This window comes from Phenylobacterium glaciei (genome assembly GCF_016772415.1).
GTDB classification, from domain to species: Bacteria; Pseudomonadota; Alphaproteobacteria; order Caulobacterales; family Caulobacteraceae; genus Phenylobacterium; species Phenylobacterium glaciei.
Window position 1 is genome coordinate 3,147,901 of sequence record NZ_JAGSGD010000001.1, and the last position, 14,028, is coordinate 3,161,928.

16 protein-coding genes are annotated in these 14,028 nt (G+C 68.7%); 3 read left to right on the forward strand and 13 right to left on the reverse strand.

Annotated elements, in window-relative coordinates; translation table 11 throughout:
• The first annotated feature begins 46 nt into the window (after positions 1 to 46).
• Entirely contained in the window at positions 47 to 286 is a 240-nt protein-coding gene (locus JKL49_RS15525) for a hypothetical protein (RefSeq protein ID WP_249778096.1), read from the forward strand.
• A gap of 109 nt (positions 287 to 395) precedes the next feature.
• On the opposite strand, the gene JKL49_RS15530 is transcribed toward JKL49_RS15525, so the two are convergent.
• Entirely contained in the window at positions 396 to 644 is a 249-nt protein-coding gene (locus tag JKL49_RS15530; protein ID WP_215341528.1) for a hypothetical protein, read from the reverse strand.
• A gap of 10 nt (positions 645 to 654) precedes the next feature.
• Positions 655 to 762, reverse strand: coding sequence for a hypothetical protein (locus JKL49_RS21050; protein WP_249778097.1), 108 nt, complete (start codon positions 760 to 762; stop codon positions 655 to 657).
• 148 nt (positions 763 to 910) lie between these two features.
• On the opposite strand from JKL49_RS21050, the gene JKL49_RS15535 reads away from it, so the two are divergent.
• Complete coding sequence (locus JKL49_RS15535) at positions 911 to 1,564, forward strand: lysoplasmalogenase family protein (protein WP_215341529.1); 654 nt, start codon at positions 911 to 913, stop codon at positions 1,562 to 1,564.
• 6 nt (positions 1,565 to 1,570) lie between these two features.
• Here the strand turns inward: JKL49_RS15535 and JKL49_RS15540 are convergent, their stop codons facing one another.
• The 3 genes from JKL49_RS15540 to JKL49_RS15550 form a co-directional block, all read right to left on the reverse strand.
• Positions 1,571 to 2,218: a DUF2987 domain-containing protein gene (locus tag JKL49_RS15540; RefSeq protein WP_215341530.1), complete on the reverse strand. Its 648-nt coding sequence runs from the start codon at positions 2,216 to 2,218 to the stop codon at positions 1,571 to 1,573.
• The gene (locus JKL49_RS15545; protein ID WP_215341531.1) at positions 2,218 to 3,048 is read right to left on the reverse strand and encodes a CPBP family intramembrane glutamic endopeptidase; all 831 of its coding nucleotides are present in this window, start codon (positions 3,046 to 3,048) and stop codon (positions 2,218 to 2,220) included. Before JKL49_RS15545 ends, JKL49_RS15540 begins: the two co-directional genes overlap by 1 nt.
• 79 nt (positions 3,049 to 3,127) lie before the next feature.
• A complete protein-coding gene (locus JKL49_RS15550; protein ID WP_215341532.1) occupies positions 3,128 to 3,787 on the reverse strand; it encodes a helix-turn-helix domain-containing protein in 660 nt (219 codons plus the stop codon).
• 360 nt (positions 3,788 to 4,147) lie between these two features.
• Between JKL49_RS15550 and JKL49_RS15555 the strand changes: the two genes are divergently transcribed.
• On the forward strand, positions 4,148 to 4,546 hold the full coding sequence (locus JKL49_RS15555; protein ID WP_215341533.1) for a PEGA domain-containing protein: 399 nt from the start codon (positions 4,148 to 4,150) through the stop codon (positions 4,544 to 4,546).
• A gap of 36 nt (positions 4,547 to 4,582) precedes the next feature.
• Here JKL49_RS15555 and JKL49_RS15560 read toward each other — a convergent pair whose 3' ends face one another.
• The 8 genes from JKL49_RS15560 to aptA all read right to left on the reverse strand — a co-directional run bounded on the left by JKL49_RS15560 (position 4,583) and on the right by aptA (position 13,908).
• Complete coding sequence (locus JKL49_RS15560) at positions 4,583 to 5,275, reverse strand: M24 family metallopeptidase (RefSeq protein WP_215341534.1); 693 nt, start codon at positions 5,273 to 5,275, stop codon at positions 4,583 to 4,585.
• A gap of 138 nt (positions 5,276 to 5,413) precedes the next feature.
• On the reverse strand, positions 5,414 to 8,059 hold the full coding sequence (gene metH / locus JKL49_RS15565) for a methionine synthase (protein ID WP_215341535.1): 2,646 nt from the start codon (positions 8,057 to 8,059) through the stop codon (positions 5,414 to 5,416).
• A gap of 189 nt (positions 8,060 to 8,248) precedes the next feature.
• Positions 8,249 to 9,313, reverse strand: coding sequence for a homocysteine S-methyltransferase family protein (locus JKL49_RS15570; protein ID WP_215341536.1), 1,065 nt, complete (start codon positions 9,311 to 9,313; stop codon positions 8,249 to 8,251).
• Positions 9,310 to 10,233: a methylenetetrahydrofolate reductase [NAD(P)H] gene (gene metF / locus JKL49_RS15575; RefSeq protein ID WP_215341537.1), complete on the reverse strand. Its 924-nt coding sequence runs from the start codon at positions 10,231 to 10,233 to the stop codon at positions 9,310 to 9,312. Before metF ends, JKL49_RS15570 begins: the two co-directional genes overlap by 4 nt.
• Positions 10,230 to 11,201 (reverse strand): ArsR/SmtB family transcription factor, encoded by a 972-nt coding sequence (locus JKL49_RS15580; protein WP_215341538.1) that lies wholly within the window; start codon positions 11,199 to 11,201, stop codon positions 10,230 to 10,232. Before JKL49_RS15580 ends, metF begins: the two co-directional genes overlap by 4 nt.
• Positions 11,202 to 11,232: 31 nt before the next feature.
• Positions 11,233 to 11,610, reverse strand: coding sequence for a VOC family protein (locus JKL49_RS15585; RefSeq protein WP_215341539.1), 378 nt, complete (start codon positions 11,608 to 11,610; stop codon positions 11,233 to 11,235).
• Positions 11,611 to 11,622: 12 nt separating this feature from the next.
• Positions 11,623 to 12,546 carry a 2-hydroxyacid dehydrogenase gene (locus tag JKL49_RS15590; protein ID WP_215341540.1) on the reverse strand — a complete coding sequence of 308 codons (924 nt, stop codon included), beginning with the start codon at positions 12,544 to 12,546 and terminating at the stop codon, positions 11,623 to 11,625.
• A gap of 36 nt (positions 12,547 to 12,582) precedes the next feature.
• Positions 12,583 to 13,908, reverse strand: coding sequence for an omega-aminotransferase AptA (gene aptA / locus JKL49_RS15595; RefSeq protein WP_215341541.1), 1,326 nt, complete (start codon positions 13,906 to 13,908; stop codon positions 12,583 to 12,585).
• Between the last annotated feature and the right edge of the window lie 120 nt (positions 13,909 to 14,028).

The following is a 14,028-nucleotide window of genomic DNA, read 5'->3' on the forward strand; positions in this document are numbered from 1 at the left end:
TGCTAAGCTCAGCGCCGGGGATATGACCGTTTTTGGAGGATCATCCATGACGTCTGAGTCCGAGCTGCTCGCGCACGAGCGCACCTACCACGTCTTCAACATGCTGGTCCGCTGGGCGATGGTCGCCCTGGGGAGCTCCATCCTGGGCCTGACCCTGTGGTTCGCCACGCCGGCCGGCTTCCTGGGCGGCGCAGTCTGCGGCCTGCTGGCCTTCGTCCTCGGCTATTGGTTCGTCGTCCGCCACGAGGCGCACCAGCCGCTCGACCCGTGGGCCGAGGGGCGGTGATCTAGGCTCGTTTGACGAAGCCTAGGCCTCGTCGACGAGCGGGATGAGGAAAAGTGCGGAGCGGTTTTCCGCCCGCATCCCGCGCCAACAAAGACTCGTTCGACGAAGCCTAGGCTTCGTCGAACGGCGGCGGGAGCTGCCCGGCCTTGAACAGGATCACCGGGTTCTCGTCATAGTCGCCCAGCTCGGCGTCGGCCGAGGCCGAGAACGCCACGACGCCAAGCCGGGTGTCTGACAGCCGGTCGGCCTTGCGTCGCGCCTCTTCGGCCGACTTGCAGATCACCACGGGCTCGGCCTTCAGCCCCTTGCCCTTGCCGGCGATGTAGGACTGGACCAGGTGGACCGTCTCCATGGCCATGGGAGACGCCCTACTTCTTCAGGACGTTGGGGGTCCAGCCGGCCGGCGCGGTCGCCTTGGGCTTGTCGGCCTTGGGCTTGCGGGTTTCCTTGTTGCTCTTCTTCTGACCCTTGGCCATGGCGGTGTCCTTTCGCGCCCCGAAGCAGGGCGACGCAGCGGCGGCGACTCTAGCACATCGCCTTCCCTCCCAAGGGGAATTCGGCGTCGCCCTGGGCGCCCGCGCGGCAACGCGACTAGACTACGGATCAACTCGGGGGAGAGATCACATGGACCGGCCAGGCCTGCTGCCGAAACTCATCCTGGCGCTCGCCATCCTCGGCGGGGTCAGCTTCCTGGCCGCCAACCGTTTCGCCCTGCCCGGCGCCGCGATGATCGCCTGGAAGGGCTCGGGCGTCGCCCTGCTGGCGGTCTATGCCGCGACGCGCGCCAAGGCCCTGGACGGCTGGCTGATCGCCGCCGTCATGGCGTTGGGCGCCGCCGGCGACGTGCTGCTGGAGACCCACGGCATGATCCCCGGCGCCGTGGCCTTCCTGGCCGGCCACCTTGTCGCCATCGCGCTGTACCTGCGCAACCGCCGCCCCAGCCTGACGCGCAGCCAGCTGCTGCTGGCCCTGCTCATCATCCCGGCCACGGTGATCACCGCCTACCTGCTGCCCGCCGACCGCGCCGGCGCCCCGGGCATCGCCCTCTACGCCGCAGGCCTGGCCGCCATGGCGGCGTCCGCCTGGATCAGTCGTTTCCCCAGGATGAGCGTCAGCCTCGGCGCCCTGATGTTCGTGGCCTCGGACCTGCTGATCTTCGCCCGCCTCGGCCCGCTCGAACACAGCCCCCTCATCGGCTTGGCCATCTGGGCGCTCTACTTCGCCGGCCAGCTGCGGATCTGCCTGGGGGTCGTGGGGACGCTAGCGAGGCGGGCCTAGGCGTCCCTAGCCCCGCGCCTGCAGCAGGATCACCGTCGGAGCCCGGCGCAGGCGTATCGTCGTCCCTGCGACGCCGTCCGGCTCATAATAGGGTCCGTCGGGGCCGGTCGGCAGGGCGGTGCTGGCCCCTGAGCGCGGCGCCGCCTCGCCCGCCTGCGCGCCCTGGAACGTCACGCGTCGCAGCTTCGGCGGACCCAGCAGAGGCACGCCCGCCCGCATCCCGGCATTGGCCTGGTCCAGGCTGGCCTGCAGGGCCGAGGCGGCATAGTCGGTGCGCGGCGCGAGACTGGCCGCGACCTCCATCCGGATGCCGATCTTTGCCCCCGGCGGGATGGAGACGGCGATCTGGGCCCGCTCAAGGTCGGCGGCGCGACTCGGCGGATTGACCTGTCCGTCGGGGGTGAACGGCAGCGGAGTCCGCCGACCGTCCATGACCAGCCAGACCTGGGTCCCCGCCAGGCGGCCGGTCTTGGCGTACAGCCTGTAGGCGAGATGGAAGCGATCGCGGGCGCCGGGCGCCAGGCTCAGATAGGCCCCCAGAAAGGGAAACGCCTTGGCGGCCGGGAGCTGCTTTTCCTCGGCCTGGGCCAACCCGCCCGCCATGGAAAGGAGGAGGCCCAGGACGGCGGCGCGGCGGTTGAAGAACGGCGACATCACGTGTCTCCTCTAGGGGCGGGCGACCACCGGAGCGGCAGCAGGGCAAGGGCAATCAACAGCAGGGCGGCGAGCCGGATGATCTGCCAGGCGTCCAGGGCCTCGAGGCCCGGCACCCAGCCCTGGGCGGCATAGACCGACCAGCCATTGAGCGCGCCGTGGAACAGGATCGCGGCCGCCAAGGAGGGCCGGAACCTGACCCAGACGAAGGTGAGGATCAGGCTGACCGAGACCGTCAGGATCAACTGGCCAAGCCACACCAGGGGTGGCTTGCCCAGCAGCACAGGCAGATGCCAGAGCGCCCAGCAGACCCCCAGCGCCAGGCTCGCCCGACGGGGACCGGTGCGCGACAGGAGCAGCGGCAGGGCGACGCCTCGCAAGCCGAGCTCTTCGCCGAGACCACCCCCGAGAAAGGTCCTGACGGCGATCCAGTAGGCCGCGCCCCCGAGGGTCAGACCCGTCGCCACCGCGCGGGGATCCTGCCCGCCCAGCACCCCGGCCAGGGCCAGGGCGGCGGCGGTCAGCAGGCCTGGAACCGTCACCGCCAGCAGCAGCGTCACCGGACCGATCCCGCGCGCGGCCGCCACGAACCGGGCGCGCAAACCCCGCCCCCCGACCGCCAGCAGGATGAGGCCCGCCAGGCTGGGGCCGAACTTTGCGATCAACAGCGCCGGGTTGGCCAGCAGGGCTTCGACCCCGTCCGCCGCGGTCTTGGGGTGAGCGGCCAGGCCCAGGATCGACCAACTGATCAGACAGGCCAGTCCCCAGTACAGGGCATAGGCCCGCCAGGGGCGCCGGGCCGCCCAGCCCTCCTCGTCCAACGCCGCCATGCCGCATGATCCTCGGGTTCGCACACACTGTCGGGGCGCGCGGACCGACTGTCTTGAACGAATGAAGCGGCCCCCCGACCTAGGCCAGCAACTGCCTAAGCCGCGCCGGGGGCAGGCCGCAGACGGCCTTCACGGCGCGGGTCAGATGGGCTTGATCGGCGAATCCGGACGCCTGGGCGCAGGCCGCCAGCGGCTCCCCCTTGCCCAGCGCCAGGGCGAGCGCGTGGCTGACCATGGCTTGGCGGCGCACGACGCTCGGACGCACTCCGAAATGGTCGCAGAAGGCCCGCGAGAAGTGGACCCGATGCACCCCGAACCGGGCGGCGAGATGCGAGATCGACTGGCCGGCGGGATTTTCCAGCAGGGCCGCCCGGGCCGTCAGCAGCCATGCCGGGGTCTCGTCCACCGAGGAACCTCCGAATCGGGCGCGCGCCGGGATCGCGTCCAGCCGGGGCGGATCGGCCGCCCCGGGCTGCAGCGTCACGATCAGGGCGCCATGCCGGCCATAGGTGACGTGGTGAGAATGGCCCTCGCGCCGCTGCAGCAGGTCGCCCATCCGCGCCTCCGTCCGTCCGCCGGACGCCGCCTCCTCAAATCCCCCGGTCAGCACCAGGGAGATGTGCGGATCGCCGTGGCCATGATCGGGCTGGACCAAGCCGGCCGGATAGTAGGTGAGGGTCGCCTTCACATCGGCGGCCGACGCCGCCAGGGATGCACGCCTGATTCTCTCCCCGCTCATCGGAGCCCTCCCCTATCGCGCGGAAAGACTAGGGTTCCCCCGCCCGGGGGCGCAGTTACATCTTGTCCATCAAGCGGCCCGCGGGGATCGGCCGGCGGCTAGGGCATACTCCACCAAATCCGCCCCTTCTCCGGCTCCCCCTTCGCCCGCGGCTCCCTCCGTGCGTCTTCGGCGCCAGCAGGACGACCGTCCAGCGCAAGGTCGAGACCCTCCCGCCAAGAGCCGGGACGCCCGATCGCCTCCTCAGGTCCTCCTGGAACATTCTCCTGGTTCTTCAACTTAGGATTGACAAGCTAGGCCGTTGCCGCGACGGTCCGCGCCTGTTCAGTTTTTTTAGTCGCGCCGGGGGGCGTTCCACAAATGTCTAATCTTTCAAACGCCTTGCGGGCGGCCGCTATCGTGTGCGTCGCGCTCAGCAGCACCGCCTGCGCCACGGTTACCCGTGGTTCCACCGAAGCCTGGACCGTCGAGACTGACCCCATCGGCGCCAAGGTGAGCACCACCGCGGGTTTCGCCTGCGACGCCACGCCCTGCACCTTCAAGATGCCGCGCAAGTCCGAGTTCACGGTCACCCTCACCAAGCCGGGCTATAAGACCGTCACCACCCAGGTGGTCCACGAAATCTCCGGCGCCGGCGGCGCGGGCATGGCCGGCAACGTCATCCTGGGGGGTGTCATCGGCGCGGGGGTCGATCTCGCCACCGGCGCCATGATGGACCTGAAGCCCAACCCGCTCGTGGTGAAGATGGAACGCCAGTAGGACTTTCACCCTCCCCATGAAGGGGAGGGCGCCGCCCTACCGGCTCAGCAATTCCTCGCTGAACGCCCCGAACCGGCCTTGCGGCTCCACCAGGTGGACCTCCAGGATCCAGTAGCGTTCGCGGCCGTCGGCGTCGCGGTCGCGCATGCGCATATCGTTGCCCGGCGCGATCAGCGAGACAGAGCGCTCGCCCGGGAACGCTGTGTGCGGGAACTCCCCCACCAGGTGGCCGGCGATCTGGCCGCCGAAGATCCAGCCGCGCCGTTCGGCCGCCCTGTGGGCTTCGGCATAGAGCTGCTCGCCGGTGATGTCGGGATGGGCTTCGTAGACGTCCCGCAGCTCGGTCCAGACGACGCCGAGGTCGCGGCGCAGGGCCTGCTTCACGCGATCGTCGCCGAGCACGAAGGTGCGGCCAAAGTCGGCCTCCCAGTTGTCGAACACCGGACCGAAGTCGAGGAATAGGATGTCGTCGGCGGCGATCGTCAGGTCCGGCGTCGGATCGTGGAAGGTGGCCACGGTGTTGGCGCCGGTGCGCACGATCTTGCGATGCCAGTGGGCCTGGACCCCGAACTGCTCGGCGGCCAGGGCGTGGATCTCGTTGGAAAGCACGCTCTCCAGCACGCCGGCGCGGATCAGGCCGGCGGCCTCGATCCCGGCGAACAGCGCCTGCGCCTGGGCCTGCGCGGCGTAGAGGCTCGCCAGGCGGGCGGGTTCGTCAAAGGTGGTCATTCGGTCCCCTCTTCCTCCCTCCCCTTTGTGGGGAGGGGCAGATCGCGAAGCGATCGGGGTGGGGGAGTATGGCGGCATGCCGCACCCGTCCGGCGCTCCACGCCGTCCACCCTCCCCATGAAGGGGAGGGAGAAGCGCCTACTTCCCCCGCTCGTAGTTCAGGATCGGCGCGAGCCAACGCTCAGCCGTCTTGAGGTCCCAGCCCTTGCGGCGGGCATAGTCCTCGACCTGGTCCTTTTCGATCCGGCCGACGCCAAAATAGTGCGCCTCCGGGTGGCCGAAATAGAGCCCCGACACCGAGGCCGGCGGGTTCATGGCGAAGCTCTCGGTCAGCTCCATGCCGGTCTGGGCGGGCGCGTCGAGAATGCGGAACAGCTCGGCCTTTTCGGTATGGTCGGGCTGGGCGGGGTAGCCGGCCGCCGGGCGGATGCCGCGGTACGTCTCGCCGATCAGGGCCTCGATATCGAAGGGCTCGTCGGGGGCATAGCCCCACAGCTGCGTGCGCACCTTGCGGTGCATGGCCTCGGCGAAGGCTTCGGCCAGGCGGTCGGCCAGGGCCGCGGCCAGGATCGCCGAATAGTCGTCGCCCTTGTCCTTGAAGGCCTTGGCGATGGCCGGCTCGCCGTGACCGGCGGTCACCGCAAAGCCGCCGATCCAGTCGCGCTCGCCCAGCGGCGCCACGAAGTCGGCCAGCGCCACATTGGCTCGGCCGCCCTCCCCCTTGGACATCTGCTGGCGCAGGGTGTGCAGGCGGGTGAGTTCCGTGGTCCGGGTCTCGTCGGTCCACACCACCACGTCGTCGCCGTCGGAATTGGCCGGCCAGAAGCCCACCACACCGCGCGCCTCGAACCACTTCTCCGCCACGATCTTCTTCAGCATGACCTGGGCGTCCTTGAAGAGGTCGGTGGCGGCCGTGCCCACCACGTCGTCCTCCAGGATCTGCGGATAGCGGCCGATCAGCTCCCAGCTGGCGAAGAACGGCGTCCAGTCGATGTGGTCGGCCAGCTCCTGCAGGTCATAGGCCGTGAACGTCTTCGTCCCGAGGAAGCTGGGGGGCGTCGCCTGCCAGCCCTTGACCTTGAAGCTGTTGGCGCGGGCGTCGGCCAGGGTGGCGCGGGCCCGGTTGGTGTTGCCGCGGGCGAACTGCTCGCGGACCTTGATGTAGTCGGCCCGGGTCTCGGCCTGGATGCGGTCCTTCTCGGTGGCCGACAACAGGCCCGAGACCACGCCCACGGCGCGGCTGGCGTCCAGCACATAGGTGGTCGACCCGCCCTGATAGCCGGGCTCGATCTTCACCGCCGTGTGGGTCTTGGACGTGGTGGCGCCGCCGATCAGCAGCGGGATCGTGAACCCGCGCCGCTCCATCTCGCTGGCCACATAGACCATCTCGTCGAGGCTGGGCGTGATCAGGCCCGACAGGCCGACGATGTCGACATTGTAGGCGATGGCCTCGTCCAGGATCCGGTCGCAGGCGACCATGACGCCCAGGTCGATGACCTCGTAGTTGTTGCACTGCAGGACCACGCCAACGATGTTCTTGCCGATGTCGTGGACGTCACCTTTGACGGTGGCCATCAGGATCTTGCCGGCGTTCTCGCGGGGCTTGCCCTCCTTCTCGGCCTCCATGAACGGCATCAGATAGGCCACGGCCTGCTTCATCACCCGGGCCGATTTCACCACCTGCGGCAGGAACATCTTCCCCGAGCCGAACAGGTCGCCCACCACGTTCATCCCGTCCATCAGCGGACCTTCGATGACGTGCAGCGGGCGGGCCACCGACAGGCGCACCTCCTCGGTGTCGGCCTCGATGAAGTCGGTCAGGCCGTTGACCAGGGCATGCGCCAGCCGCTTTTCCACCGGCAGTTCGCGCCAGGCGAGGTCGGGTCCCTTGGCCTCGGACTTGCCGCCCTTGTACTTGGGCGCCAGCTCCACCAGCCGTTCGGTGTTGGAGATATTGGTCCGCTGCGGACGGTTGAGGATCACGTCCTCCACGGCCTCGCGCAGTTCTTCGGGGATGTCGTCATAGACCGGCAGGTCGCCGGCGTTGACGATGCCCATGTCCATGCCCGCACTGATGGCGTGATAGAGGAACACCCCGTGGATCGCGCGCCGCACCGGCTCGTTGCCGCGGAAGCTGAACGACACGTTGGAGACGCCGCCCGAGATACGGGCCAGCGGCAGGGTGTTCTTGATCACCCGCACGGCGTCGATGAAGTCGACCGCATAGTTGTTGTGCTCGTCGATCCCGGTGGCCACGGCGAAGATGTTGGGGTCGAAGATGATGTCCTCGGCCGGGAACCCCACCTCGTCCACCAGGATGCGATAGGCGCGGGTACAGATCTCGATCTTGCGCTGGGCGGTGTCGGCCTGGCCGACCTCGTCGAAGGCCATCACCACCACGGCGGCGCCATAGCGCAGGCAGGCCTTGGCCTGTTCGCGGAACTTGTCCTCGCCCTCCTTCATGGAGATCGAGTTGACGATGGCCTTGCCCTGGACGCACTTCAGGCCGGCCTCGATCACCTCCCACTTGGATGAGTCGATCATGATCGGCACCCGGGCGATGTCGGGCTCGGCGGCGATCAGGTTCAGGAACGTCTTCATGGCCGCGACGCTGTCCAGCAGCCCCTCGTCCATGTTGATGTCGATCACCGAGGCGCCGGCGTCCACCTGCTGGCGCGCCACGCTGAGCGCCGCAGGGTAATCCCCCTCGGCGACAAGCTTACGGAATTTGGCCGAGCCGGTGACGTTGGTCCGCTCGCCGACATTTATGAAGATAGGTCGCATCAAATCCGCTCGTTCAACTCGGCCCTTCTCCCCTTGCGGGAGAAGGTGGCAGCGAAGCTGACGGATGAGGGGTCACGCTCCCCTATCCGCGCTTTTGGCGAGGTCTGGCCGAATAGCTCGGCGCGACCCCTCATCCGACCTGCTGTCGCAGGCCACCTTCTCCCGCAAGGGGAGAAGGACGCGAAACACTTATGCCAGTTCAAAAGGCTCCAGCCCGGCCAGGCGCATCGCCTTGGGCCGCTCCGGAATCTGCCGGGGCTTAACACCCTTCACGGCCTCGGCCACGTGGCGAATGTGGTCGGGCGTGGTGCCGCAGCAGCCACCCAGGATGTTGACCAGGCCGCGCGTCGCCCACTCGTGCAGCTCGTGCGCCGTCTGGTGGGCTTCCTCGTCGTACTCCCCGAAGGCGTTGGGCAGGCCGGCGTTGGGATAGGCGCTCACCAGGGTGTCGGCCACGCGGGAAAGCTCGGCGATGTGCGGCCGCATTAGGTCGGCGCCGAGCGCGCAGTTCAGGCCGATGGCGAAGGGCTTGGCGTGCTTCACCGAGTTCCAGAAGGCCTCCACCGTCTGGCCCGACAGCGTGCGGCCCGAGCGGTCGGTGATGGTCCCGGAGATCCAGATCGGCAGGGGCTCATAGCCCTCGTCCTCCATGTCCAGGATCACCTTGATGGCGGCCTTGCAGTTCAGCGTGTCGGTGATCGTCTCGATCAGGAACAGGTCCACCCCGCCGTCGTGCAGAGCGATCATCTGCTCGCGATAGGCGGTGTAGACCTCATCGAAGGTCACCAGCCGCGCGCCGGGATCGTTCACGTCCGAGGACATCGACAGCATCTTGTTCAGGGGGCCCACGGAGCCCGCCACGAAGCGCGGCTTGTGCGGCTCCTTGGCGGTCCAGGCGTCGGCCCGTTCGCGGGCAATCCGCGCGCCCTCGAAATTGATGTCGCGGACCGCGCTCTCCAGTTCGTAGTCAGCCTGGGCGATGGTGGTGGCCGAGAAGGTGTTGGTCTCGCTGATGTCGGCGCCGGCGGCATAGTACTGGTCGTGCAGATCGCCGACGATATCGGGCCGCGTCAGGCACAGGATGTCGTTATTGCCCTTCAGCTGGCCCGGATGGTCCTTGAACCGCTCGGCGCGGTAAGCGGCCTCGTCCAGCTTGCGCTTCTGGAACATCACCCCCCAGGAGCCGTCCAGGATCAGCACCCGCTCACGCGAGATTTGCTTCAGCTTTTCAATTCGTTCCGAGCGCGGGCTCATGCGGCTTTCTCCGTCGGCTCTTCCCGCACGCCCAGCACCCGGCAGATGGCGTAAACGAGATCGGCCCTGTTCAGGGTATAGAAATGCAGGTCCGAGAACCCCTCCTCCACCAGCCGCGCGCACATCTCGGCGGCGACGGAGCAGGCCAGCAGCTTGCGGGTCTCGACGTCGTCGTCGAGCCCCTCGAACAGATTGCCCAGCCAGCCCGGCAGGGTGACGCCGATGCGCTGGGACATGTTCTTCAGCCCCTCATAGCCGCTCACCGGCATGACGCCCGGCAGGATCGGGATGGTGACGCCAGCCTTGCGGATTTTCTCGACGAACCGCAGATAGCCGTCGATGTCGAAGAAGAAGTTGCTGATCGCCCGGGTGGCCCCGGCGTCGATCTTGGCCTTCAGCACCTCGATGTCGTGGTCCACCGACGGACTTTCCGGATGGATCTGCGGATAGACACCAACGCTGACGTCGAAGTCGCCGATCGCGCGGATTCCCGCCGTCAGCTCGGTGGCGTTCTGGTAGCCGTCGGCGCGGGGCACATAGGCGCCGCCGAGCGAGCCCGGCGGATCGCCGCGCAGGGCGACGATGTGGCGGATGCCGGCGTCCCAGTAGTCCTGGATCACCTCGTCCACCTCGGCGCGGCTGGCCTCGACGCAGGTCAGGTGGGCGGCGGGCCGCAGGGTCGTCTCATGGAGCATGCGGACCACCGTGCGGTGGGTCCGGTCGCGGGTCGACCCGCCGGCGCCGTAGGTCACCGAGACGAAGGACGGGTTCAGGGGCTCAAGGCGGCGGATGGCCTCCCACAGGCTCTCCTCGCTCTTCGGCCCCTTGGGGGGCGAGAACTCGAAGGACACCGACGGGCGCTTGGCCAGGCCCGCGCCGGCGCGCGCCACCGGCCCCAGCGCGGTTTCCAGCGGGCTCATGCGGCGTTCCTCTCGGCTTGGCGGACGCGCTCGGCGGTCCAGATCTTGACGGTCAGGCCCTCGCCCCGGGCAGGCGGCAGGGCGGCGGCGCGGACCTTGGTCAGGCCCGCCTCGTTCAGCCAGCGCTCCATCTCGCTCTCGGCGAAACCGAGCCGGCGATGCTGGTGCTGCTCGCGCAGGAATTCCAGGCTGTGGGGCGCGAAGTCCACGATGATCAGGCGGCCGTCCTCTGCCACCAGCCGGGCGGCTTCGCGCACGGCGGCGGCGGGGTCCCCCAGATAGTGCAGCACCTGATGGACCACCACGAGGTCGGCGCTCTGGCCCGGCAGACGAGTGCCGAAGATGTCGCCGTGGCGCAGTTCGCAGCGCTCCAGCCCGGCGTCGGCCACATGCCGGCGGGCGATGTTCAGCATCTGCTGTGACAGGTCGAGCCCGACGGCCGCCTGGGCGTGCGGTCCGAGCAGGGTCAGCATGCGGCCGGTGCCACTGCCCAGGTCCACCAGACGCTTGAAGGGGCCAGGCCCCGCGGCCTGCAGCACGGCGGCCTCGACATCGGTCTCCGACACATAGAGCGAGCGGATCTCGTCCCAGCGGGCGGCATTGCGGGCGAAATACGCCCCGGCCTCGGTGGAGCGTTCGTCGCGCACCGCCTGCAGGCGCTCGGCGTCGCGGACCAGGATGGGGTCGGCCGGATCGACGGCGGCCAGGGTCTCGTCGGCCAGGCGACGCGCCAGACCGCCGGCCACCAGCCGGTAGAACACCCAGGCGCCGTCCGGAAAGCGCTCCACGAGGCCGGCCTCGGCCAGCAGCTTCAGATGGCGCGAGACGCGGGGCTGGCTCTGGTCCAGAACCTTGCAGAGTTCCAGCACCGCCAGCTCCTCATGGGAGAGCAGGGCCAGGATGCGCAGGCGCGAGGGTTCCCCCGCCGCACGCAACACTTCCACAGCCTGGATCGCTGAAAGACTCATGAGCACATAAAGATATCTTTATGTCTTTATGTCAAGCCTCGGGAGGGGTCTCCGCCGGCTGCCAGAGTTCGATTTTCAGCCCCGCCGGATCCATCAGCCAGGCGAAGCGGCCGTTCTCGTCGGAGTCGTCGCGGCCGGTGGGTTCAACCCCTTCGGCGGCGGCGTGGGCCAGCACGCCATCGATGTCATCAACAATGAAATTGATCATGAACGGCGAGGTCGAGGGTTCGAAATAGGTGGTGTCGTCCTTGAACGGCGACCAGATGGTGTAGCCCCGGTCGGCGGGCGACCACATCGCTCCCGACCACTCGCCGCCGCCAAACCCCAGCACCCGGTCGTACCAGGCCGCGAGGGCCACCGGGTCTGAGGTCTTGAAGAAAACGCCCCCAATTCCAAGGACTTTGGCCATGATCTTGAATCCCTAGGCAGCGGGGCTGAGCAGCGCTTCGCCGGCGAAATGGCGGCGCAGGTTCTCGAAGGTCTGGGCGATCATCGACGGCAGGGACCCCACCGTCCCACCGGCGCTGTGTGGGGTCAGCACCGTGTTGGGCACGCCCTCCCAACGCTCCGGCGGCGTCGGCTCGGTGGCGAACACATCCAGGCCCGCCCGGCCCAGGCGGCCGGCCTTCAGCGCCGCGATCAGGGCGTCCTCGTCGATCACCGAACCGCGCGCGACATTGACGATCATGCCCTTGGGGCCAACGGCGTCGATCACCGCGGCGTTTACCGCCTGGCGGTTGGAGACATCGGCGCGGCAGGCCACCACCAGGATGTCGCAGTCCTGGGCCAGGGCCAGCAGGCTCTCGGCCCGGGGCCAGGCGGCGTCCGGCTTCGGGTTCGGCCCCCACCAGGCGACGCTCATGCCGAACGCCTCGACCCGCTTGGCCACGGCCACGCCGATGTGGCCCAAGCCCATGATGCCCACCTTCTGGCCCTTCATCCCCGGGCCGACCTCCATCCGGTCGTTGTTCCAGACTCCGGACCGGATCATGCGGTCGCCGGCCACGATGTTGCGCCAGCCGCCGATCAGCAGGCCCAGCGCATGGTCGGCCACGTCCTCGGCGTTCAGCCCGTCGGCGTGGGAAACCTCGATCCCCCGCGCCCGGCACCAGGGCACGTCGACCCCGTCATAGCCGACGCTGACATTGGCGATCAGCTTCAGGTTCGGCAGGGTCTCCAGGAAGTCCGGCGTCAGGTAGATCTCGCCGGCATGGACGATGGCCTCCACGCGCTCGGTGTCCCCGTCCTTCATCTCCCAGCGCCGCACGATCCCGTAGCCCGCCCCTTCCAGAGGCGCCTGGATCGGCGACAGCATCGGGTGCGAGATCAGCAGGGTGTGGGACATGGGACGCTCCGGCAGGACGAACCTCTATAGCCGCGCTCAGTCGATCCCCGCCAGCACCCCGCCCAGGATCTCCACCAGCGCGCCGACCTGCGCCTCCGATATGATCAGCGGCGGCGACAGCGCGATGATGTCTCCTGTCGCGCGCACCAGCAGCCCCGCCGCCAGCGCCTTGACCAGCACCTCGTAGCCCCGCGCCCCCGGCGCCCCCTCACGGGGCGAAAGCTCGACGGCGCCCATCAGGCCGACATTGCGGATGTCGATCACGTGCGGCTGCGCATGCAAGCTGTGCAGCGCCGCCTCCCACAGGGGCGCGATGGCCGCGCCCCGGGCGAACAGGTCCTCGCGGGCATAGATATCCAGCACCGCCAGACCCGCCGCGCAGGCGACCGGATGGCCGGAATAGGTGTAGCCGTGGAAGAACTCGATCGCGGCCTCGGGTCCCTGGACGATGGCGTCGTGCACCCCCCGCTTCACGAACACCGCCCCCATGGGAATGACCCCGTTGGTCAGGCCCTTGGCCGTGGTCATGAGGTCCGGCGTCACCCCGAAGGCCTGGGACGCGAAGGGCGCGCCCACCCGCCCGAACCCGGTGATCACCTCGTCGAAGATCAGCAGGATCCCGTGCCGGTCGCAGATCTCCCGCAGGCGCGCCAGATAGCCCACCGGCGGCGGCAGCACACCGGCCGATCCGGCCACCGGCTCGACGATCACCGCGGCGATGGTCTCAGGCCCGTGCAGGGCGATCAGCCCCTCCAGGGCGTCGGCCTTCTCAACCCCATGCGCCGGCAGGCCGCGCGAAAACGCGTTGCGCGTCAGGTCATAGGTCGACGGCAGGTGATCCACCCCCGGCAAGGTCACGAAGGTCCGCCGATTGTTGACCAGGCCCCCCACCGACAGCCCGCCGAACCCCACCCCGTGATAGCCCTTCTCCCGGCCGATCAGCTTGGTGCGCTGCCCCTCCCCGCGCGCCCGGTGATAGGCCATGGCGATCTTCAGCGCCGTATCGACCGACTCCGATCCGGAGTTGGTGAAGAACACCCGGTCCATCCCGGCCGGCGCGATCTTCGTCAGCCGCTGCGCGAATTCGAACCCGATCGGATGGCCCATCTGGAACGACGGCGCGAAGTCGAGGGTCATCAGCTGCTGGCGCACCGCGTCAGCGATCTCGGCGCGCCCGTGGCCGGCGTTGACGCACCAGAGCCCCGAGGTCCCGTCCAGCACCTCCTGGCCCTCGACCGTGCGGTAGTACATGCCGCTCGCCGCCGCCAGGAGGCGCGGATCGGCCTTGAACTGCCGGTTGGCGGTGAAGGGCATCCACCAGGCCGCCAGGTCGGGGCGGTTGTCTCCGAAGTCGGCGCTCATGGTCGGGTCTCCTTGGCCGCCACAGGCAATCATGTTCGGCGAACAACCGCCAGCCGCCGCCTTGCGCAGGCGTGGGGCAAGGGCCTATCTGCCAAGCCATTGAAGCGCCGCCGCAGGCCG